Source organism: Pseudomonas sp. TH07 (assembly GCF_016651285.1).
GTDB lineage: Bacteria > Pseudomonadota > Gammaproteobacteria > Pseudomonadales > Pseudomonadaceae > Aquipseudomonas.
In genome coordinates this window covers 5,902,688-5,925,158 of the sequence record NZ_JAEKED010000001.1, presented here as the reverse complement: position 1 = coordinate 5,925,158, position 22,471 = coordinate 5,902,688, and the positions used below count along the sequence as shown (strand labels likewise).

18 protein-coding genes are annotated in these 22,471 nt (G+C 62.8%); 10 read left to right on the top strand and 8 right to left on the bottom strand.

The window, feature by feature from the left end; translation table 11 throughout:
- Nucleotides 1-163: 163 nt before the first annotated feature.
- Nucleotides 164-841: a type 1 glutamine amidotransferase domain-containing protein gene (locus JFU57_RS27075; protein ID WP_201131419.1), complete on the top strand. Its 678-nt coding sequence runs from the start codon at nucleotides 164-166 to the stop codon at nucleotides 839-841.
- Nucleotides 842-998: 157 nt separating this feature from the next.
- On the opposite strand, the gene JFU57_RS27070 is transcribed toward JFU57_RS27075, so the two are convergent.
- Both JFU57_RS27070 and JFU57_RS27065 read right to left on the bottom strand, forming a co-directional pair.
- Nucleotides 999-1,565 (bottom strand): histidine phosphatase family protein, encoded by a 567-nt coding sequence (locus JFU57_RS27070; RefSeq protein WP_342032579.1) that lies wholly within the window; start codon nucleotides 1,563-1,565, stop codon nucleotides 999-1,001.
- Nucleotides 1,566-1,651: 86 nt separating this feature from the next.
- Complete coding sequence (locus JFU57_RS27065) at nucleotides 1,652-2,668, bottom strand: SDR family oxidoreductase (protein ID WP_201132213.1); 1,017 nt, start codon at nucleotides 2,666-2,668, stop codon at nucleotides 1,652-1,654.
- Between the two features lie 179 nt (nucleotides 2,669-2,847).
- On the opposite strand from JFU57_RS27065, the gene JFU57_RS27060 reads away from it, so the two are divergent.
- Entirely contained in the window at nucleotides 2,848-3,738 is an 891-nt protein-coding gene (locus tag JFU57_RS27060; RefSeq protein WP_201131418.1) for a LysR family transcriptional regulator, read from the top strand.
- A 34-nt stretch (nucleotides 3,739-3,772) separates the two neighbouring features.
- Here the strand turns inward: JFU57_RS27060 and JFU57_RS27055 are convergent, their stop codons facing one another.
- From JFU57_RS27055 to JFU57_RS27030, 6 genes are all read right to left on the bottom strand, one after another.
- Nucleotides 3,773-4,765, bottom strand: a complete 993-nt coding sequence (locus JFU57_RS27055) for a LacI family DNA-binding transcriptional regulator (RefSeq protein ID WP_201131417.1) — start codon at nucleotides 4,763-4,765, stop codon at nucleotides 3,773-3,775.
- 75 nt (nucleotides 4,766-4,840) lie between these two features.
- Nucleotides 4,841-6,343, bottom strand: a complete 1,503-nt coding sequence (locus JFU57_RS27050) for a glycoside hydrolase family 32 protein (protein ID WP_201131416.1) — start codon at nucleotides 6,341-6,343, stop codon at nucleotides 4,841-4,843.
- Nucleotides 6,340-7,485 (bottom strand): sn-glycerol-3-phosphate ABC transporter ATP-binding protein UgpC, encoded by a 1,146-nt coding sequence (locus tag JFU57_RS27045; RefSeq protein WP_201131415.1) that lies wholly within the window; start codon nucleotides 7,483-7,485, stop codon nucleotides 6,340-6,342. Before JFU57_RS27045 ends, JFU57_RS27050 begins: the two co-directional genes overlap by 4 nt.
- 27 nt (nucleotides 7,486-7,512) lie before the next feature.
- The gene (locus JFU57_RS27040) at nucleotides 7,513-8,355 is read right to left on the bottom strand and encodes a carbohydrate ABC transporter permease (protein WP_201131414.1); all 843 of its coding nucleotides are present in this window, start codon (nucleotides 8,353-8,355) and stop codon (nucleotides 7,513-7,515) included.
- Nucleotides 8,352-9,314, bottom strand: coding sequence for a carbohydrate ABC transporter permease (locus JFU57_RS27035; protein ID WP_201131413.1), 963 nt, complete (start codon nucleotides 9,312-9,314; stop codon nucleotides 8,352-8,354). Before JFU57_RS27035 ends, JFU57_RS27040 begins: the two co-directional genes overlap by 4 nt.
- 21 nt (nucleotides 9,315-9,335) lie before the next feature.
- The gene (locus JFU57_RS27030; protein WP_201131412.1) at nucleotides 9,336-10,610 is read right to left on the bottom strand and encodes an ABC transporter substrate-binding protein; all 1,275 of its coding nucleotides are present in this window, start codon (nucleotides 10,608-10,610) and stop codon (nucleotides 9,336-9,338) included.
- A 170-nt stretch (nucleotides 10,611-10,780) separates the two neighbouring features.
- Here JFU57_RS27030 and JFU57_RS27025 point away from each other — a divergent pair, with 170 nt between their 5' ends.
- From JFU57_RS27025 to JFU57_RS26990, 8 genes are all read left to right on the top strand, one after another.
- Entirely contained in the window at nucleotides 10,781-12,361 is a 1,581-nt protein-coding gene (locus JFU57_RS27025) for a carbohydrate porin (RefSeq protein ID WP_201131411.1), read from the top strand.
- A 369-nt stretch (nucleotides 12,362-12,730) separates the two neighbouring features.
- Entirely contained in the window at nucleotides 12,731-12,829 is a 99-nt protein-coding gene (gene kdpF / locus JFU57_RS27020; RefSeq protein ID WP_020296215.1) for a K(+)-transporting ATPase subunit F, read from the top strand.
- A gap of 158 nt (nucleotides 12,830-12,987) precedes the next feature.
- Nucleotides 12,988-14,694: a potassium-transporting ATPase subunit KdpA gene (gene kdpA, locus JFU57_RS27015; RefSeq protein WP_201131410.1), complete on the top strand. Its 1,707-nt coding sequence runs from the start codon at nucleotides 12,988-12,990 to the stop codon at nucleotides 14,692-14,694.
- An 11-nt stretch (nucleotides 14,695-14,705) separates the two neighbouring features.
- A complete protein-coding gene (gene kdpC, locus JFU57_RS27010; RefSeq protein ID WP_201131409.1) occupies nucleotides 14,706-15,341 on the top strand; it encodes a potassium-transporting ATPase subunit KdpC in 636 nt (211 codons plus the stop codon).
- A gap of 11 nt (nucleotides 15,342-15,352) precedes the next feature.
- Nucleotides 15,353-17,419, top strand: coding sequence for a potassium-transporting ATPase subunit KdpB (gene kdpB, locus JFU57_RS27005; RefSeq protein WP_078468865.1), 2,067 nt, complete (start codon nucleotides 15,353-15,355; stop codon nucleotides 17,417-17,419).
- 54 nt (nucleotides 17,420-17,473) lie between these two features.
- Nucleotides 17,474-20,167, top strand: coding sequence for a sensor histidine kinase (locus JFU57_RS27000; RefSeq protein WP_201131408.1), 2,694 nt, complete (start codon nucleotides 17,474-17,476; stop codon nucleotides 20,165-20,167).
- A complete protein-coding gene (locus JFU57_RS26995) occupies nucleotides 20,164-20,856 on the top strand; it encodes a response regulator (RefSeq protein ID WP_020296250.1) in 693 nt (230 codons plus the stop codon). The genes JFU57_RS27000 and JFU57_RS26995 overlap by 4 nt, the downstream gene beginning before the upstream one ends.
- 357 nt (nucleotides 20,857-21,213) lie before the next feature.
- A complete protein-coding gene (locus JFU57_RS26990; RefSeq protein WP_201131407.1) occupies nucleotides 21,214-22,464 on the top strand; it encodes an EAL domain-containing protein in 1,251 nt (416 codons plus the stop codon).
- Nucleotides 22,465-22,471: the final 7 nt, after the last annotated feature.

Sequence of the window (22,471 nt, the reverse complement as noted above, 5' to 3'; positions counted from 1 at the left end):
GCAGGCGCTGCGCTGCCTGGGCGATTGAACGCTGTGGCAATCATCCGGAACGCCGGCCGCCGTTCGCTTGTCAAACCCCTTTCAGCAGCCTGGTGATCAACCCCGTCATGGTCCCTTCGGGTCCGGGCGCCTGGCACGACACTGCGACAATGAGGAATATGCGATGAAAGTTCTGATGGTTCTCACGTCTCACGATCAGTTGGGCAACACCGGTTTGAAAACCGGGTTCTGGCTTGAAGAGTTCGCCGCCCCTTATTACGTGTTCAAGGATGCCGGCGCCGAAGTGGTGCTGGCGTCGCCGGCGGGCGGCCAGCCGCCGTTGGACCCGAAGAGCGAACAGCCCGATTTCCAGACTGCAATGACCCGGCGCTTCAACGCTGACCCGGCGGCGCAGAAGGCCCTGGCCAGCACTGTCAAGCTGGAGACGGTCAACCAGCAGGACTTCGACACGGTGTTCTACCCGGGTGGGCATGGCCCGCTGTGGGACCTGGCCGAGTCCAGGACCTCTATCAGCCTGATCGAGTCGTTCGAGCGTGCCGGCAAGCCCATCGGCTTTGTCTGTCACGCGCCTGGGGCACTGCGGCATGTGCAGGCCGCGGATGGCACGCCGTTGATCAAGGGCCGTCGTGTGACCGGCTTCACCAACGGCGAGGAGGCGGCGGTGCAACTGACCGATGTCGTGCCGTTCCTGATCGAAGATGAGTTCCAGCGCCTGGGCGGGCTGTATGAGAAAGGACCGGATTGGGCACCGTTCGTGGTCGAGGACGACAAACTGATCACCGGCCAGAACCCGGCCAGTTCCGAGGCCGTGGCCAAGGCCCTGCTGGCGCGCTTGAGCTAAAGGTTGCTGGCTTCACCGATAAGGCCAGACACGCACGTGTGGCGAGGGAGCTTGCTCCCGCTGGGCCGCGCAACGGCTCCGAAAAAGCGCTGGAGCACCTACAGCTTCAGCGCCAGCAAACGCCCTCGCCCTGGGTGACCTGTGCCTTGCCCGCGCCTTAGCTCGCCTCGCGATGCTGATACACCGTCGCACTCCAGTAACGGCTGCCGTTGCGGGTCTGGCGAGTCCAGCCATCGGCCAGCAGTTGCCTGGCGATCAGGCGATTTATCACCCCATGCCCGAGCAGCAGCACCGGTCCTTCGCTGGCCAGCGACTGCAGGCGTTGCGCTGCGCGGCTGGCACGGGCCCGGGCATTGGCGGCGGATTCGACGTTGGGCGAGTAACCGCACAGCCATAAGACTCGCAGGATAACGGCCCAGGTAAACGGCGAGAGCCGTGGTCGTTTCCAGCGGGCATAAGGCAGTTGCGCTTCGCAGAACATCCCATCGACCAGGACCGGCTCCAGGCCCAGCGCCTGGACCGAGGAGAGTGCACGAGGCGCGGTGCTGGAAACGATCACCCTGGCCCTGGCCGCAAGTTGCCTGCTGGTATCGGGGGCAGGTTGCCGGGTGATGACGGACTGGTCGTAATCTTCGATCCACGCTTTCATGCCGAGCGCCGACACGTTGCCGGTGGCCGCCAGCTGCGGCTGGCCATGGCGCATCAGGATTATCTCTCTGCTCACAGTTGCTTTACGTCCTTGTAGTCGGGGGCGCGAGATTAACGGTTTTGGCACTGACGGATGGGAATTTATCGCGCACGGTAAGGGGACTAGGGTTTGAACTCGCCATGCTCCCGATACCAGGCCAGCGTGTCGCCAATGGTCTGCTCCAGCACCCGGAAACTCAGGCCCAGTTCCTGTTCACTCTTGCGGTGGTTGAAGCAGGTGCGGTGCTCCTCCCGGATCAACAGGCGCAAGGTCGCCATGCTCAGCAAAATAGGTTTGCCGCTCAGGCGTGCGTAGGCTTCCTGCACCGCTGCCAGGGCGTAGAGGAAGGGCAGTGGCAGCCGTCGAACCGGGGTCTTGACCCCCGCAATACGCCCCAGCACAGGCACCAGCTGGGCCATGGTCAGGTTCCGACCTGCGGCAAGATAACGCTCGCCGCGCCGTCCGTGCTTGGCGGCAGCAATCAGCGCCCAGGCTACATCTCGGGCATCGACCACAGAGAAGGTGCCGGGGATCAGCCCGGGCAGCTTGCCATTGACCACATCCTTGACCAATTGCCCCGAAGAGGTCGGGCCCCTATCGCCCGGTCCCCACATCCAGCCCGGCAGCACCATGCAGGCGTGCAGGTCGGGATGGGTTTCAAGAAACCCCAGGAGCACCCGCTCAGCCCGTATCTTGCTGCGGTAGTAGTCATCGGCGTCGGCCTCGGCCCGCAGGCAGGTCTCATCGATGGCGCTGTCCGGTGCGCCGTCGAGCACGGCAATCGAAGAGGTATGGACAAAGCGCCGAATGCCCGCGCCATAAGCCTGGTGCAGCAGCGCTTGCGTGCCGGCGACATTGATCTTTTCCAACTGCTCGCGGTGACTGCCACCCTTGTAGTTATCGCGAAAGAAGGCCGCCGTATGAAACACCGTATCGCAGCCGTGCAGTGCCGCTGCGAACGCCTCGACATCGGCCATGTCTCCCACCACCAACTCCACGCTCGGCAGGTCGTAGAACTGTTGTTCGCCTTTGCTTCGTGAGCGGACCAGGGCCTTGACCGCGTAGCCCCGGGCCACCAACTCACGCACCAGGTTGTTGCCCAGCAGGCCGGTTGCGCCGGTCACGAAGGTGCTGCGCATGGCCGCCTGCGCAGGGAAGGCGGTTGCGGTGGGGTGTACAGGGTTGTTGTGGCCGGTGGTCATACAGTCCATTCCAGTAGTTTCCAGGGCCGGTAGATATACCTTCGCGACCCCTCATGAAAAACAGCGACTGCTGCATAATGGCTTTGCATAAATGCAAAGCATGGAGGATGGGATGTATGGCTGTGCAAGCAAATTGGGACGATCTTCGTCTGCTGTTGGCCGTCTCGCGCCGTGGCAGTTTTCTGCAGGCCGGCCAGCTGCTGGGTGTCGCGGCGTCGACCGTATCCCGCCGCCTGACCCAGCTCGAAGCCGCCCTGGGCGAACCCCTGATCGAACGAGGCGTTGAAGGATGCTGGTTGACCGCGCGCGGCCAATCCCTGGTAGAGGTCGCCCAGGCGGCGGAAGCGGGGTTGCGGCGTCAGACGGCGACGGACCTGCCCGGGCTGCGCCCGGAGCTGCATGGCAGTGTGCTGGTCAGCGCGGGGGAGGGGTTCTCGTCGAGCGTGCTGGAGGCCGCTAGTCGTTTCACTTCCCTGCACCCGGGGTGTTCCGTGGAGCTGCTGGTCACTGCCGACTTGCAGAAAATCGCCCGCGGTGTGGCGGATATCGCGGTCCGCACCACGCACCTGGGTGAGCCCTCGCTGATTTATCGAGCCTTGGGCCAGCTCTCCTACGGGGTCTTCGCCGACGCCGGGTATCTCAAGCGCTGTCCCGAGGTGACCCCGGCCACTGTGCTCAATATCGCCCTGCTGCCGCCGCTGGACATGCTGCCGCAGATGCGTGCCGCCAAAGCGGCGGGCCTGGATCGGGCGCAACTCAGCGTCAACTCGTTCGCTGCCCAACTGGAGTCGGTGAAGCGCGGCATGGGGGGGGCGGTGCTGCCCCGTATCCTGGCGCAGGACCTGGTCGAGCTGTTCCCGGAGCTGGAGCTTCCAGCCATGGAGGTCTACCTGGTGACTCGGCCCCAGGCGCTGAAGCAGCCCCATATAAAGTGTTTCTTCGCCATCCTTGAGCAGGTGCTGCATGAAGCCCTGGGCGTGGAGCCTGTTGAAGGTTGCGCCGGCTGACTTCCGGGTTCGCCATCAACCCACCCATGGTTTTTTAAAGCGATGCTCTGACCACCAATGGACAATCAACCGGCTGGGCTCCCGATACCTCGAGGGTTTCGATCAAGTGCCGGGCGGCATTGCGTCCGATTTCGTAGTACGGCAGTTGCACCGTGGTCAGGGGCGGGATGAACAGCTCGGCGATACCGATCATGTTGTCGTAGCCAAGCACTGCGACGTCGGTGGGGATTTTCAGGCCACGGCCCAGCAGCAGTTGATACGCGCAAAAAGCAATGCGGTCGTTGCCGCAGATAAGAATATCGAACTGCGGACGGCCCTCGATGATGTGCCGTTCGAGGATCGCGGCGGTTTCACCGTAGGCGTCATGTTCGGACAGGTCGTACTGCAACAGTCCGTCATGGGCCAGGCCGAACGCCTGGCAGGCCCGCTGCATGCCTTTTTGTCGCAGTTCCCAGGCCAGGCTCTGTCTGGGCAGGTTGATAAACAGCGGGCGCCGGTAGCCCTGGCTCAATGCGTGATGGACCGCTCGGTACTGGCCCATTTCGTCGTCGGGCACATAGCTGACCAGACGGCTGTCATCGGCCAGGCAATTGGCGAGGACCAGGGGTTTGCTTTTCAAACGCTCGGGTATGCACACCTCGCGCAGCCCCATGGCGCTGAAGATCAAACCGTCGGGGCGGTGAGACAGCATCAGGTCGATGTTCTGGTCGGTGGGCGGGTTGCTGAGCAGGTTGAGGATAAAGACGTTCCAGCCGGCTTGTTGCGCGGTCTGCTCGATGGACAGCAGCAGTTCGACCGCGAACGGTGTGGTCGCGGTGTCCAGGGCAAACACGCCGATGGTGCGGGTCTGCAGGTTGTCTCCGCGAATCCTGCGCGCCGACAGGCTCGGTACGAACTGCAGTTCATCAATGGCGCGGCGTACCCGTTGATAGGTCTCGGGGCTCAGTTTTTCCGGATTGTTGAGCGCGCGCGAGACGGTCATCAGGGACACACCGGCCAGCTGTGCAACGTCTTTCACTGAAGTCATGCTAGGCGGGGCCTGTCAGGTTGACGGGCGATCATGACACAGGGGCCGGACTTGTTGCGACTGCAATGCCCCCCCTCATAGCCAGCCCGAGGCCAGTGGCCACGCATCGGCAATCGCCACCCGGCCGCCCTGTGCATTGGCCAGCAGCTTGACTCCCAGGCTGTCGGTTTGCGGGTAGAGGCGACTGCTGAGGGTGAAGCGGCCCTGGCTGTCGAACACCTCGATGGAGGAGCGATCGAGGAACACTCGCAGTTCAATCCGCCCCGACGCCGGGTCTATTGCCACGCTGCGCTGGCCGCTGACATGGCTTCCCGAGAGGCTTCGGTCCAGCACCAGGCGCTGCAGCGCCGCATCGTAGTAGAGCAGGGTGCGTTCATGGCCGTCCGCGCTGCAACGCAAGGCCACCCCCAACTGGCCGTCGGTGCTGCCGAGCAGGTCCAGCAGCAGGTGAATTTCTAGCCTGTCGCCCCGGATATGCGGCACCCATTGGCTGTCCGACTCGCTCAACCAGGGCGTGCCTGTCAATGGTGCCTGGCGCAGCGCGATGAGTTCGCGGGCGGGAAATACCCGCAGCCGATCGGCGTGCAGTTCAAGTTCGCGCGGCAGGCCGAGCATCCCGCGCCAGTGGTGGGCGGCGCAGGGCGTCGGGCTTTCCCACATGTCGAGCCAGGCCCACACCAGGCGCCGGCCATCGGCCGCCTCCAGGGTCTGCGCTGCATAGAAGTCGTGGCCGTTATCCAACTCAATAAAAGGCCCCCCCGTGAACTGCCACTGGCTGTCGAGACGGCCCACGCGATAACCGGTGTGGTACTTGTTGAGTTGTGCGTAACCCTGGGCTGGCATGCCTTGGGGCGAATACAGCAGCACATCGCGCCCGTCGAGGCGAAACAGGTCCGGGCATTCCCACATATAGCCATCGCCGTCGCTGCCGCTGGCCACATAGTCGAGGAACTCCCAGGTGTGCAGGTCCGCAGAGCGGTACAGCGGCAGCAGTGGCTGGTCCTCCAGGCGCGCGCCGGCAATCAGGTACCAGTGCTCATCCTGCCGCCAGACCTTGGGGTCACGAAAATGCATGATACTGGCGTGCGGCGCCGCCTCGATCACTGCGCCGTGCTTGACGAAGTGGATGCCGTCGACGCTGGTGGCGAGGCACTGGACCTGGCGAATAAAACGCTCGTCGCCCACCTCCCCGAGCCAGGCATGCCCGGTGTAGATCAGGGCCAGGGTGTCGCCGTGCACCACCGCGCTGCCGGAAAAACAGCCGTCACGGTCGACCTCATCACCGGGCGCCAGGGCGATGGGCAAGTGCTGCCAATGCACCAGGTCAGCGCTCTTGGCGTGGCCCCAGTACATCGGGCCCCACTTCGCATCAAAGGGGTAGTGTTGATAGAACACGTGGTATTCGCCGCGAAAGTACACCACGCCGTTAGGGTCGTTCATCCAGCCTGCCGGAGGGGCCAGGTGATACCCCGGGCGATAGTCGTCGACGACCCGTGCCCGGCCGGTATTCAGCGCCTGTTGCGCCTGCTCGATAGCGGCGGACATCGGATCGCTCAGTGCATTCAAGGACAACGTCATAGGGCACCTGCTTTGACCGAGCGCAACGCAGCGCCTTCAGCCAGGTGTTGATGGGTCGGTGGCTGGCGTTTCAAGGCGCGGCCATCAGCGTTGAACAGGTGCAGGTGCTCGACCGGCAGGTGCAGCTCGACCCGGTCGCCTGCCTGCCATCCGGCGTTGGCCTCGCAACGGCAGATCAGCGGCTCCTCTTGGCCGGTGTCGAGGTGCACATAGGTTTCGCTGCCCAGGTATTCGACCCCGGTCACGAGCACGCCCGCGCCGCCGTCCGCGGCCTTGAGTGATACCTGCTCCGGGCGGATGCCCAGGGTCACTGGGGTGTCGGCGTCCAGGTCCGAGCTGTCGAAGGGCAGGGCAGTCATGCCCAATAGCGGGCTGTCGATCAGGCTGCTCAGGCCTGGAGCATGCAGGCGCGCTTCCAGGAAGTTCATCCGTGGCGAGCCGAGAAAACCGGCGACAAAGCGGCTGGCCGGGTGTTCGTAGAGGTCGCGTGCGGAGCCGACCTGTTCGACTCGGCCACCGTTAAGCACGACGATTTTGTCGGCCAGGGTCATGGCTTCGACCTGGTCGTGGGTGACGTAGATCATGGTCGAGCCCAGGCGCTTATGCAGCCGGGCGATTTCGTTGCGCATCTGCACCCGCAACGAGGCGTCCAGGTTGGACAACGGTTCATCGAACAACAAAATGTCCGGCTCCCGCGCCATGGCCCGGCCCATTGCCACGCGCTGACGCTGCCCGCCCGAGAGCTCCTTGGGCTTGCGTTGCAGCAGGGTGTCCAATTGCAGGATCTTCGCGGTTTTCAGCACGCGCTCGCGCAGGCTGATCTTCTCGGTCTTGGCCAGCTTGAGGCCGAAACTGATGTTGTCGTAGACGCTCATGTGCGGGTACAGCGCGTAAGACTGAAACACCATGCCGACCCCGCGCTCGCGTGGCTCCAGGTCGTTGACCCGGCGCCCATCGATCAGCAGGTCGCCGTCGCAGATCGAGTCCAGTCCGGCGATCAGTCGCAGCAGGGTTGACTTGCCGCAGCCCGAAGGACCGACGAAAACCACGAACTCACCCGCTGCGATCTCGAGGCTGACGTCATGCAGAATCCGCATGCCGCCCAATTGTTTGTTGACGTTGGCTAACTTCAATTTGATCACGGTGCTGTTCCTTGTAGTTGTTGGGCATCAACCCTTTAACGCGCCGGTAGTCAGGCCGGAGACGATACGGCGCTGGAAAACCAGGACCAGAATCACCAGCGGCACGGTCACCAGCACCGATGCCGCCATCAGCAGTCCCCAGGGCAGCTCATGGGAGCTGCCGCCGGAAATCAGGGCGATGGCAACCGGTACCGTGCGTTGTGTGTCGGTGAGGGTGAAGGTCAGGGCGAACAGGAATTCGTTCCACGCGGCGATAAAGGCCAGCAAGCCGGTGGTTACCAGGGCTGGCCACAGCAGTGGCAGCAGCACACGGGTCAGCGTGACCCAGGGCGAGGCGCCATCCATGATGGCCGCTTCCTCCAGTTCGTGGGGCAGTTGCCCCATAAAGGTGGTCAGCACCCAGACGGTAAAGGGCAGGGTGAAAATCGTGTAGCTGAGGATCAACGCCCAGGAGGTGTTGTACAGCCCCAGGGCGCGGATCACTTCAAACAGGCCTGACAGTACCGCCACCTGGGGAAACATTGAGACCCCCAGCACCAGCATCAACACCACACCACGCCCGCGAAACTTGACCCGGCCCAAGGCATAGGCGGCGGTCAGGCTGAGAAACAGCGCCAGCACCACCACGCTCAAGGCGACCAGCAGCGAATTGCCGATGGCCTGCAGGAACGAGGGCTGGTTGAGGACCGCCGCGTAGTTGGAAAAGTCCGGTTTATCGATCCAGTAGCTCACCTCGAACAAGGCGCTGGAGGGCTTGAGTGAGGTGATGACGGCGTAATAGAAGGGGAACACGGCATACAGCAGCAGGATCCCGATCAGGCACCAGAGTCCGAGGCGCAGCAGCGCTTTTTTCAGCAGGCGCAGGTTCATGCGCGAACCTCCATTTGTCGGCGTCCAAGATAGAGATAGAGCACAGCGATAACCGCCACTACCAGAAACAGCAGGGTCGAGGCCGCGCTGCCGTAGCCCACGTCCTGGAATTCCACCAGGTGCTGACGGGCATAGACCGACATGCTCATGGTGCTCGAGGAATTCGAGGTCAGTACGTAGATCACGTCGAACACGCGCAGCGAGTCGAGGATGCGGAAGATCGCCGCCACCAGCAGTGCCGGCATCAGCAGCGGCACCGTGACTCGCCAGAACACCCGCAGGGGATGGATGCCGTCGACCCGTGCGGCTTCGTAGCAATCACCGGGCAGCATCTGCAAGGCCGCCAGCATCAGCAGCGTGACGAAGGGCACGGTCTTCCAGACGTCGACGATGATCACCGCCCACATCGACAGCGCCGCATCCGCGGTCCAGGCCAGGGGCGCGTCGATCAGGCCCAGGCTCAGCATCAGGTGATTGATGACGCCGAACTGGTCGTTGAGCATCCAGGACCAGATCTTGGCCGAGACAATGGTCGGGATCGCCCATGGGATCAGGATCAAAGCGCGCACCAGGGAACGACCGGTGAACTTGAGGTTCAGCAGCAACGCCACCAGCAGCCCCAGGACCATTTCCAGGCCCACCGAGATCACGGTGAAGTGCAGGGTGTTGCGCACCGCGTTCCACCATTGCGGATCGACCAGGATCCCCGACCAGTTGGAGCCGTTATGGAACAGGTAATTGCTCAGGCCGACAAAGGAACCGCCGGTGGTGTCCGCCAGGTTGGCGTCGGTCAGGCTGAACCAGAAGGTGCGCAACAGCGGCCAGGCCGCGACCAGTGCCAGGCACAGCAGCATGGGCGCGAGAAACAGCCAGGCTGCGCGTACGCGGCGGCGCTGGACAGGGGTTTCCCGGGTGGCGAGAGGCTCGTCACAGGGGAGCGCGGTAGAAGAGACAGGCATGAGTGATTCCTTTCTTGTGGCTTACCAGTTGCGGTGCTTGATGCGCGTCAGCTCGCCTTCCAGCTCGAGCAGTGCCTGGTCCACCGGCAGTTCGCCTGCCAGCACGCCATGCACCCGATCAAAGAACGCGTTGGAGACTCGCGGATAGCGGCTGGCGGTGATCGCGGCGGGGCGCATCACTCCATCGTTGAGAATGTCGCGCAACTGGCTGTAGTAAGGCATTGCCGCGAGCAGGTCGGCGTCTTGGTAGAGCGACTCGATAACCGGGTTGTAGGCACCGGCCAGGGCCCGGTGTTTTTGCTGTTCGGCGCTGCTTAGGTAGGCCACCAGTTCTGCGGCAAGTTTCGGGTTGGCGCTGTAACGGGAGACTGCCAGGCCCCATCCGCCAAGCGTCGAGGCATGGCTGCCGGCGGTGCCGCCGCGGGGTAGGGGCGCGACCCCAACCTGATCCTTGACCGCGCTGTCTGGGCTTTGTACCAAGGCCCAGACATACGGCCAGTTGCGCATGAACAGCGCGTTGCCCGACTGGAATACCCCACGTCCTTCCTCCTCGGTGTAATTGAGTACGCCGCGCGGGGAAATATCGCCGACCCAGCTTTTGGCCAGGGTCAGGGCTGCCCGTGAGGCTTGGCTGTTGACTACGATTTCTCCCTGCGGGCTGATCAATCCGCCCTGCGGCTGGCTGCTGATCCACTCCAGGGCATTGCAGGTCAAACCCTCGTAGGCGCGGCCCTGGAAGATGTAGCCCCAGGCATTGGGGTTGCCGGCACTGCGCTCGGCGTTCTGCACCTCTCGGGCGGTGGTGGTCATCTCTTCCCAGGTCTGGGGAACCGGCTTGTGGTACTTCGCCAGCAGATCCTTGCGGTAATACAACAAGCCCGAATCCGTGAACCACGGCATCGTCACCAGCCGTCCATTGACCGTGGCGTTATCGACCTGGGCCTGGAAGTAGCCTTGGGTCACATCGCCCGGCAGCACTTCGCGCAGGTCCATCAAGTGCTTGGCCAGCATTCCCGGCCACACCATGTCGATTTGAATGATGTCTATGTCGGCGGACTGGGCACTGAGGATCTGTTGGTAGAACGACAAACGCTCAGTGGCCGAGTTCGGTGTGGAAACCACCTCGACCCGGTTGCCAGTCTGTTTCGACCAGGCATCGACGGCCTCTTTGCACAGTTGCAGTTCGGCACCTACGGCACCGCATGAGATCGTCAAGTTGGTTGCGTTCGAGAGCAATGGGAACCCGGCGCAGAGGGTGAAAAAAGCGACTGGAAGAAGCGATTTAAGCTGTTTCATAAAGCCCTCTTTATTTTTGTTTTTATAAAAGTTAACGTTAACATCGCCAAATGTAGCAGCGTATATGCGATGAGGCACCCTTTTTTTCGCTGATTTTGACAATTCACTCATCAGCAGAAAAAAAGGTCGACCCCCTACAGAAAACAATAAAAACAAACAGGAAAAACCACATGCAGAAAGCATCAAGCTGGCTCTTCGCAGGGGTGCTCGGCACCTCATTGGCGAACGCTCAGGCCGCGACTCTGGAGGAGCGCATGGCGGCATTCGAAGCCCGCGCCAGCGCCGCGGAAACACGAGCGGCCAGGGCCGAACAGCAAACCCAGGCGCTGGCCAAGGAACTGCAACAACTCAAGCTCGCCACGCCTGCCTTGCCGCCTGCCGTCTCTAGCACAACCCCCACCGCAAATGGCGGCGCCGCGCCGACGCTGGACACGCGGGTGGCCACCCTCGAAGCCCGTCAGCAGAGCCTGGAAAAACGCCGCAGCACCTCTGAGCACCTCACCGACGGGTTCAGTTTCAAGGGCTACGCTCGCTCCGGATTGCTGATCAACGACAGCCTGGGTGGCGGTCGCGGCGGCCCTTACACCACCCCTGCCGGTTCGGTCGGCGGGGCAGTGGGGCGGCTGGGCAACGAAGACGACACCTACATGCGCATCGACCTGTCGAAAGAGGCGTATGCGCAGAACGGCACCCATTCCAAGTTCACCGTGTCGATCGCCGATGGCGTTGAAAGCGCCAATGACTGGACCGCTCAGGAGAGCAACCTGAACGTGCGCCAGGTGTTTACCGAACTCGACCATCTCGCCGCCTTCAAGGGCAATTCGGTGTTTGAAAACGCCACCCTGTGGGCCGGCAAGCGCTTTGACCGGGACAACTTCGATATCCATTGGCTGGACTCGGATGTGGTCTTTCTGGCCGGCACCGGCGGAGGTATCTACGACCTGCAGATGAACAGGAATTGGCGCTCCAATTACTCGTTGATCGGGCGTACCTACGGGGACTTCAGCGAGGGCGGGGTGGATGCCGAGGTCGAAAGCTACATCCTGACCTCCAATCAATTCTTCAACGACGGCCAGTGGCAGTGGATGTTCAATGCCATCGGCGCCAAGCAGAACGACATCGGTAGCCGCGCCAATAAAGCCGGCCTGACCCCCGCCGATTCCGGCCTGCACAGTATGCTGGCCAACCATCAGAAGCACTTTTTCGGTCGCGAAGGCTTCTTCAAGACGGCGCTGCTCTATGGCCAAGGCTTGGGAGCCGAGGTCAAAAACATCGGTTCGGATGGTGAGCTGATCGAAGATGCCCGTGCCTTGCGCCTGGCGGCGTACGGCGAGACGCCACTGGCCCCGGGCTGGCGTATTGGTCCCAGCGTGCTGGCCGAACGCAGCACCGATCGCTACGTCAAAGGGGACGACTACCGTTGGATGACCCTGAACCTGCGCCTGGCCAATGAGATCAACAGCAATTTCGAGATGGCCTACGAAGTGAGCTGGCAGACCATGGACCTGGACCCCAAGGGCTACCTGCAACGCAATGCGGTCGACGGCAACTTCTGGAAATTCACCGTTGCCCCGACCTTCAAGCCGGACTTCGGTGACTTGCTGACCCGGCCCCAACTTCGCGTATTCGCGAGCGTCATGGACTGGTCGTCGGACCTGGACCGCTACAGTGCCGCGGATGCGTTCGGCAAGAGCGACTTCAGCGCCGGTGGTACGTGGCAATACGGCATACAGATGGAAACGTGGTTTTAATCAATCAGCGGGCTCGCCGGCCCGCCTTCAGTGCTCAAGTAGTGCCTTAACGGGGGCACGCTGCTGCTGTGGGCCCTGGGTGCGTTCTTCCTGTTCAACAGGTGCAGCCTTGCGCACCCGCAAGCCTGATCGCGCCGGCCTCTCAAGCCCGATCTATACGCCATCTTAATATCCACCCGGGCAATCAGTGCCCGTCCTTGATACCGCCTCTCTTATGCTTTTGCGCAGGGGAGGTCAGGTCAATCTGTGCCTTGATCATCCCCTTATGGCACCCGGTTTCGGGGGCCATCTTCGAATAATGGCTGCGGGTCTTAGGCTGCGAATTCACATCGCCGACGACTCTTTTCGCCTTCATCAAGGGGAGCTGTCTTGTTAACACTGGAATTCATCTACGGCGCCAGCGGCGTGTGCGCTGTCGCTCTGTTCGCCTACCTGGGGTACGCCCTGATCCGTGCAGAAAAATTCTGATGGCCCGGCCATAGCGTTTTTCATTCGCCCTGCGGGGCTATCCCTAACAAGGAAACCGGCAATGTACGACCTGACGTTCGTGGGGTTGACCCTGTTGTTTTTTGGCGTGACAGCCTGGGCCATTGGCGCCTTGGGCAAGATTTGAACGGAGCATCGACATGTTGAGCACTCTGCTGGAATTTGCGGTGATTCTCGGTCTGATGACCGGGCTTGCCGTGCTGATGGGGAAATGGCTGGCCCGGGTGTTCACTGCACCGGGGCATGCCTTGCTGGAGCGCGGGACCTACCGCCTGCTGGGGGTTGATCCGCAGGAGTCCATGGGCTGGGCGCGTTATGGCTCGGCGCTGCTGCTGTCGAATATGGCGATGATGCTGCTGGGCTACATCCTGCTGCGGGTACAGGGCAGCATGCCCCTCAATCCGCTGGAGCTGGTGGCGCAGACGCCGGACCTGGCGTTCAACACTGCGGCCTCCTTTATCACCAATACCAACTGGCAGGCCTACTCGGGCGAAACCAGCCTGTCGAACTTCAGCCAGATGGCGGTGATTACCTTCCTGATGTTTGTCGGGGCGACCTCCGGGGTGGTGGCGGCAGCGGGTTTCATTCGCGGCCTGAGCCGTTCCAACGCCACCGGTATCGGCAACTTCTGGGTCGACTTCACCCGCATCCTGTACCGGGTGATGCTGCCGCTGTGCTTTGCCATGGCGCTGGTCTATGTCTGGCAGGGCATGCCGCAAACCCTGTATTCCCAGGCGCTGGCCACGACGCTTGAGGGCGCGCAACAGCAGTTGATTGTGGGCGCGGTGGCGAGCTTCGAATCGATCAAGCACATCGGCACCAACGGCGGCGGCTTCTTCAGCATGAACGCCGCGCACCCCTTCGAAAACCCCACGCCGCTGACCAATGCCTTGCACATCCTGAGCATGTTGCTGATCCCTTCGGCACTGACCTACACCTTCGGCAGCATGCTGTTGCGCCGGCGTCAGGGCTGGGTGTTCTTCGGTACGTTCCTGGTGATGTTCATCGGCTTCCTGAGCATCGTCTACGTCGCCGAGCAGGGCGGTAATCCGTTGCTGACCCAGGCCGGCGCCGACCAGATGCTGTCGTCGACCCAGAGCGGCGGCAACATGGAGGGCAAGGAACTGCGCTTCGGCATTGCCGACACCAGTCTGTTTGTCACCACCACCACCGGCGCAACGACCGGCTCGGTGAACGCGATGCACGATTCGCTGACCCCGATGGGCGGCTTCGTGCCCCTGGCGCAGATGATGCTCAACTGCGTGTTTGGCGGCGACGGCGTGGGCTTTATCAACCTGATCCAGTACGCACTGCTGACGGTGTTCCTGGTGGGCATGATGATCGGTCGCAGCCCCGAGTTCCTGGGCAAGAAGATCGAGGCCAGGGAAATCAAACTGGTCATGCTGTCGGTCCTCGCGCACCCCATCAGCATCCTCGGCTTCACCGCCCTGGCGGCGCTGTGGCCGGACACCCTGAAAAGCCTCAACAACATTGGCCCCCATGGCTTCAGCGAGGTGCTGTACGCCTACACCTCGGGCACGGCCAACAACGGTTCGGCCTTCGCCGGGCTCAATGCCAACACGCCATTCTTCAACACCACCATTGGCCTGGCGATGCTGATCGGACGCTTCTTCACCATGCTGCCGATGCTGGCCGTGGCCGGTTCCCTGGCCCTGAAGAAAAACATCCCGGCCGGTGCCGGCACCATCCCGACCGCGACGCCGCTGTTCATGGTGCTGGTGGTGTTCGTGGTGTTGGTGGTGGGCGGCCTGACTTTCCTGCCGGCGCTTGCGCTGGGCCCGCTGGTGGAGCAATTGCAATTGCTGTCCGGCCAGACGTACCCATAAGGGGCTGTGTGATGACGACTCAAACTCAAATCAAGACCCAACCTCTGCTCAAAGGGCTGCTGCGCCCGGTGCTGGTGTCGGCGGGGTTTTTCATGCTGTTGACCGGCCTCGGCTACCCGCTGGCGACCACCCTGGTGGCCAACGTGATGTTTCCCCACCAGGCCCAGGGCAGCCTGATCGAGCGCGACGGGCTGGTGATCGGCTCGGCGCTGATCGGTCAGCAGTTTTCCCGGCCCGAGTACTTCCAGGGTCGCCCGAGCATGACCGCCGACCAGCCCTATAACGCCGGCTCCAGCGGCGCGAGCAACCTCGGGCCGACCAGCCAGAAGCTGATGGACCAGGTGGCGCAGCGGGTTCAGGCCTATCGCCAACTCAATGGCCTGGCGGCGGACAGTCAGGTGCCGGTGGACGCGGTGACGGCGTCGGCCTCGGGCCTGGACCCGCACATCTCCCTGGCCAATGCCCAGCTTCAGGCGGCGCGGGTGGCGCGCCTGCGCCAGCTGCCCGAGGCCGAACTGCTGAAGGTGGTTCAGGCCCATACCGAGCAGCGCACCCTGGGCCTGTTGGGCGAGCCCCGGGTCAATGTGCTGCAACTCAACCTCGCGCTCGATGCCCTGCATCAGCAACCCCTCGCGGCCAGTGAGTAAGAGAAACAACCATGCGTAACAAGAAACCGTTGTTCGATCGCACCATCGTGCTGACTGCCTGCCTGGAGGCGCTGAAGAAACTGGCGCCCCAGGCCCAGTGGAAAAACCCGGTGATGTTTGTGGTCTATCTAGGCAGCATTCTCACCACCCTGTTGTGGGTGCAGTCCCTGGGCGGTGCTGGCGAAGCCCCCAGCGGCTTTATCCTGAGCATCACCCTGTGGCTGTGGTTCACCGTGCTGTTCGCCAACTTTGCCGAAGCCCTGGCTGAGGGCCGCAGCCGCGCCCAGGCCGCGAGCCTGCGCAGCATGAAACGCCAGACCCTGGCCAAGCTGCTCAAGCAGCCCAAACACGGCGCCCCCTGGGCGCCGACCGAGGCCAGTCTGTTGCGCAAGGGCGCGGTGGTCTTGATCGAGGCCGGCGACCTGGTGCCCCTGGACGGGGAGGTGATCGAAGGGGTGGCGTCGGTGGATGAAAGCGCGATCACCGGCGAATCGGCGCCGGTGATTCGCGAGGCCGGCGGCGACTTTTCCTCGGTCACCGGCGGCACCCGGGTGTTGTCGGATTGGCTGGTGGTGCGCATCAGCGTCAACCCCGGCGAATCGTTCCTGGACCGCATGATCTCCATGGTCGAGTCGGCCAAGCGGCAGAAAACCCCCAACGAGGTGGCCCTGACCATCCTGCTGGTGGGCCTGACGTTCCTGTTCCTGCTGGTGATTGTCACCCTCAGCCCGTACTCGATCTTTGCCGTGGCCATGGGCGGCAGCGGCAGCGTGGTCAGCGCCACGGTGCTGGTGGCGTTGCTGGTGTGCCTGATTCCCACCACCATCGGCGGCCTGTTGTCAGCCATCGGCGTGGCGGGCATGAGCCGGATGATGGCGGCCAATGTCATTGCCACCTCGGGCCGTGCGGTGGAAGCGGCCGGTGACGTCGACGTGCTGTTGCTGGACAAGACCGGCACCATCACCCTGGGCAACCGCCAGGCCTGCGCCTTCCTGCCCGCACCCGGGATCCAGGAAGCGGAGCTGGCCGATGCGGCGCAATTGGCGTCCCTGGCCGATGAAACCCCGGAAGGGCGCAGCATCGTGGTGCTGGCCAAGCAGAAGTTCGACCTGCGTGCCCGCGACCTGCAACAACTGCAGGCCAGTTTCGTGCACTTCACCGCACAGACCCGCATGAGTGGGGTCGACTTGCCCGCTGGCCGACAGTTGCGCAAGGGCGCGGCGGATGCGATCCGGGCCCATGTCGAAGCCCTGGGGGGCAGCTTTCCCCAGGCGTTGCAGGCCCGGGTGGACGAAGTGGCGCGCCGTGGCAGCACGCCGCTGGTGGTGGCTGACGGGCCGCAGGTGCTGGGGGTGATCGAGCTCAAGGACGTGGTCAAGGGCGGGATGAAGGAGCGGTTTGCCGAGTTGCGGCGCATGGGCATCAAGACCGTGATGATCACCGGCGATAACCGCCTCACCGCTGCCGCCATTGCGGTGGAGGCGGGGGTCGATGACTTCCTGGCCGAGGCGCGTCCCGAGGACAAGCTGCAACTGATCCGCGACTACCAGGCCCAGGGCAAGCTGGTGGCGATGACCGGCGACGGCACCAACGACGCCCCGGCGCTGGCCCAGGCCGATGTGGCCGTGGCGATGAACAGCGGGACCCAGGCGGCCAAGGAAGCCGGCAACATGGTCGACCTCGACAGCAACCCGACCAAACTGATCGAGGTGGTAGAAGTCGGCAAGCAGATGCTGATGACCCGGGGCGCGTTGACCACGTTCAGCGTGGCCAACGATGTGGCCAAGTATTTTGCTATCGTACCGGCCGCTTTCGTCGCGACTTACCCGCAACTGGGGGCATTGAACGTGATGCAACTGAGCAGCCCGAACTCGGCGATCCTCAGTGCGGTGATCTTCAATGCGCTGATCATCGTGTTCCTGATCCCCCTGGCGCTCAAGGGCGTGACCTACCGAGCGATCGGCGCGGCGGCGTTGCTCAACCGCAACCTGCTGATCTACGGGGTGGGCGGGGTGCTGGTGCCGTTTGCCGGGATCAAGATCATCGACCTGCTGTTGACCGGGCTCGGCCTGGTCTGAAAGGACTGACTGCACGGCGCCGCCCCTGGCGCCGCGCAGTTCACAAGGAATGCCATGGCTGTCATAGACACCTTTACTGCTGCATCGGATGGACGCCCCGACCCGGACGCGCTGCTGGAAAAACTGCAACAGCAGGAGCAGGCCGCGCAACAGGGCAAACTGCGTATCTACTTCGGCTCCAATGCCGGGGTCGGCAAGACCTGCGCCATGCTCAGCGCCGCGCGCCACGAACAGAGCCAGGGCCGGGACGTGGTGGCCGGCGTCGTCGAAACCCACGGCCGGCGCGACACCGCCGAGGGCCTCAAGGGCCTTGAGGTCCTGCCCCGCAGCAGCCTGCTGCATCGCGACACCACCCTGAGCGAGTTCGACCTGGATGCCGCCCTCGAGCGTCATCCTTCGGTATTGCTGGTGGACGAGCTGGCCCACAGCAACATCCCCGGCTCCCGCCACCCCAAGCGCTGGCAGGATGTGGAAGAACTGCTGCGTGCCGGGATCGACGTGTGGACCACGCTTAACGTCCAGCACCTGGAGAGCCTCAACGACATCATCAGCGGGATCATCGGCATTCGCGTGCGCGAGACGGTGCCCGACCATGTGTTCGACAACGCCCATGAAGTGCTGGTGATCGACCTGCCGCCTGACGACCTGCTGCGTCGGCTCAAGGACGGCAAGGTCTACCAGGCGCCCCAGGCTGAGCGCGCTTCGCGCAATTTTTTTCGCAAGGGCAACCTGTTGGCCCTGCGCGAACTGACCCTGCGCCGCACCGCCGACCGGGTCGATGCGCAAATGCGCGACTACCGCCGTGAACGCTCGATCATCACCCTGTGGCCGGCGCGCGAGCGCTTGCTGGTGGGCGTGGCCGGGCACCCGTCCGACGAGCGCCTGGTGCGCGAGGCGGCGCGCCTGGCGCAAAAGCTCGAGGCGGACTGGCTCGTGGTGCATGTCAGCGGTCCGCAGCGCCGGGGCCAGGCGGCCAACCGCTACGCCAGCGCCATGAAGACCCTGGCCCTGGCCGCCGAATTTGGCGGCGATACCCTGACCCTGAGCGGCATGGACGTCGCCGAGACCCTGGTGGCCTGCGCCCGCGAGCACAATGCCAACCGCCTGGTGCTGGGCTATTGCCCGCGCAAGGTCTGGCAGTTCTGGCAGCCGTCGGTCAGCGATCACATCAGCCGCCACCACCCGCACATCGATCAGATGGTCATGGCCCACGGCCCGATGCCGCGGACGGCGGCGCCGGTGGCCAAGGCCGAGGGCGCATTGCCGCCGAGCCGGCTCCCGGCCTATCTGTGGGCCAGCCTCGCCTGTTTTGGCGCGACTGCCCTGGCGGCGCTGCTGCTGCAAGTGTTCGACCTGGCCAACGTGGTGATGCTGTTCCTGCTCACCGTGGTCCTGGTTGCCCTGCGCTACGGACGTGGCCCCGGGGTATGGGCGGCGATGCTGGCAGTGCTGTGTTTCGACTTTTTTTTCGTCCAGCCCCGCTGGTCATTCACCGTCAACGACACCCAGTACTTTTTCACCTTCGCCCTGATGCTGGGCATCGCCCTGATCACCGGGCAGCTCACCGCACGCCTGCGCTTCGAGGCCCGCAGCGCCGCCGCCCGGGAACGCCGGGCAACGTCCCTGGCGCGGCTGGCGCGGGACTTGTCGGCAGCGCTGACGGTGGAGCAGATCAGCGAGGTGGCCTTGCGCACCTTCAGTGGCGTGTTCGACGCACGGGTCGGCCTGGCCTTGCCGGACCTGGCGGGCAGCGTGCACGGCGTCGGCAGCGGGGCTTTTGCCCTGGATGAAAGCATTGCGCAATGGGCCTATGACCATGATCAGCCCGCGGGCCAGGGCACCGACACCCTGGCCGCCGCCAAGGGTCGCTACCTGCCGCTCAAGGCTCCGATGCGGGTGCGCGGCGTGCTGGTCCTGGAGCTGGCTGAAGCCGAGCGCCTGGCTGATCCCCAGGAGCAGGGCTTGCTGGAGGCCTGCATGAGCCAGTTGGCAATCGCCCTGGAGCGGGTGCATTACGTCGAGGTGGCGCAGAGCACCCTGGTGCAGATGGAGGGCGAACGCATGCGCAACACCTTGCTCGCCGCCATCTCCCACGACCTGCGCACCCCGCTGACCACCATCATCGGCGCGGCGGACGCCGCTGGCCCCCATGCGCCACCGGGTCCGTTGCAGGACCTGCTGGGCGGCATCCACGAGCAGGCCAGCTCCATGCAGCGCCTGATCGAAAACCTGCTGGACATGGCGCGCATGCAAGAGGGCGGGGTGCGCCTGAATCGGCAGTGGCATTCCCTGGAGGAAATCGTCGGCAGCGCCCTGCGCCAACTGCGCGAGCCCCTGGCCCGGCACGTGGTGCGCACAGCCATGGCGCCCGAGTTGCCGTTGGTGGAGGTCGATGCCCTGTTGCTCGAACGGGTGCTGGTCAACTTGCTGGATAACGCCGCCAAGTACACGCCCGCCGGCACCCTGATTCAGGTCAAGGCCCGGGAGGAGCAGCACAGTATCGTCCTGCAGGTCAGCGATGCCGGGCCGGGCTGCCCCGATGGCAGCTCGCTGCACAGCCTGTTCGAACCCTTCACCCGCGGCCGGCAGGAATCTTCGGTGGCCGGTATCGGCCTGGGGCTGGCCTTGAGCCGGCGCATTATCGAAGCCCACGGCGGCCGCATCGAGGCCCAGCCTCACGCGGGCCCGGGCATCAGTTTCATCATCACCTTACCCGCGGGGCAGCCGCCCTCCATGGAATCCCTATGACCAGTGCGCGCATCCTTATCGTCGAAGACGAGGCCAATATTCGCCGTTTTGTCGGCATCGCCTTGCAGGATGAGGGCTTTCAAGTGTTCGAGGCCGACAGCGTGAAACGCGCGCTGATCCACGCTGCCAGCCGCCAGCCGGACCTGGTGATCGTCGACCTGGGCCTGCCGGACGGTGATGGCAAACAGCTGATCACTGAACTGCGGGGCTGGCTGGCAGTGCCGATCCTGGTGCTGTCGGCCCGAGACCGCGAGGACGAGAAAGTGGCGGCGCTGGATGCCGGCGCCGACGACTACCTGGTCAAGCCCTTCGGTGTGCCGGAACTCCTGGCGCGGATCCGCGCCCAACTGCGACGCCATGTGCAAGCCAGTACCACGGCCGCCACCAGCAAGGTGGCCTTCGGCAGCATCGAGGTCGACCTGGCCACCCACGAGGTGCGCCGCGAGGGCGCGCCGGTGCATTTGACGCCCATTGAATACCGCCTGCTCTGTGCCCTGATTCGCGGCCAGAGCCGAGTCCTGACCCATCGCCAATTGCTCCTGGAAGTGTGGGGCCTGGACTATGTGGAGCGCTTTCATTACCTGCGCGTGCACATGGCCCACCTGCGCCAGAAGCTCGAAGCCGACCCGGCCCAGCCGGCGCACTTCATTACCGAGTTGCAGGTGGGGTATCGGCTGATGGGGCTGTAGCGGTCAATCGCAGCCCCTGTGCGCAAGGTGCAGGGGGCCGAGTGCCAGGGGCGGTCAGCCAATACCGTTCCTGCCTGGGGTTGATCAAGGGTCTGGAGACTGAAAACGTTTCACCTGAATGGGGGACGGGTTTCATTGGACCTCTCCACTGAGAACTCCCAGGGTGGGCACGCCTGTTGGGTGGCGCAGCGAGCTATATAACTCTCGGGTGAAAGCGATAAGTTACTGCTGTATCACTGGCCCATGACTTGAACTGCAACATGACTCGGCAGGCACTTATAGCGGGAAGGATAGAAATAAGAATTTTCTTATTTTCTTGGGAGGGTGCTGCGCGTAGGATCAAAAAAGTTTCGCAAGATGACCTCATGTAACGTGAAAACGCTAACAGTAATACTCTTTTGTTCGAGTACCTCAAGATCCAGTTCGTTAGTTTGTAAGTTAGAGGCCGCTGGCGTCGAACACATCCATGTTGTCGGTGGTGTCGAGGCCGCAGCGCTGCCTCCAGCGGAAGAGAAAATAGATTTGGTGGTGTGCGATTCTTTTAAAACCCTAAGCGAGTTTGGGGTGTTCAAGGCGTTGTGCGAACGAGTTTCTTTTTTTTCGATCGTCATGTCTGAGAGTCTGGGGGGAGGGCTGAAGTGGGGCGTTCAAAGTTTGCAGGTCAAGTCAAAAAAGTACAATGCCGGCTTTTATGAGTTGACGGAAGGTGGGGCAGGGTTCGACAGCCTGGTTAGAAAGGCCCTGGCGGTAAAGAAAATAGTCATTGATCATTGTGGCTCCAACAGGCGTTTGGCGGGGCAGGGCGATGGGCTTCATGAGTCGCAGTTGTCCGAAGATATAACTAACCAGGCGCTCAAGGCCAAGCAGATACAGCCTTACTTTCAACCGCGGCTATGTATGGGGACAGGGTCTATAGTCGGCATGCAAGTGGTGGCGCAGTGGCTGCACCCTGACTATGGCGCGGGGGTGTTGGAAAAGTTTGGTGGAATGGTTACTTGTCCTGTTCTGCAGAGAGATATTTTTTACTGCGTGTTGAACCCTGCTCTCAGGCTGCACAGGTATCTGGACAGTATTGGCGAGTCGTTAACATTCTCCTATAGCCTTGATTGGGGGCTGTTGGGCGACAAGCAGTTTGGCGAAGAGCTGGTTAAAGTCATCAAGGCCGCGGGTGTGCCGCTTAAACATGTATTTCTTGATGTGTCTTGGGCAGAAACCAATCTTATGAGCCTGGATTGCATTGAAAATATCACCGTGTTGGTGAGTGCTGGAATATGCCTGTGCCTGTGTCGATATGATGTCCGGTGTTCGCTGATCAAGATCCTGGCTGACATTCCGTTCACGCAGATAAAGATCTGCTCAAGTTTGTTGAAACCTTCGTTCTCTATTAACAACGATCAGATTATTAAAAGCGTGTCATTGCTGGCCAAGTCTGTCAGCGCCAAGGTGGTCATCGACGGAGTCGAGACGCAGAACGCGCTCCCGTACTTGAAAGACTTGGGCGTCGATTTGGCTCAAGGAGATTTTTTCTATTCGCCCAAGCCTGCTGCTGAACTCCTTGCGCTCATGCTGGAGCGCAAATCCATAAAAACCCTTAAGCCAAGTGTATAAGCGCTTC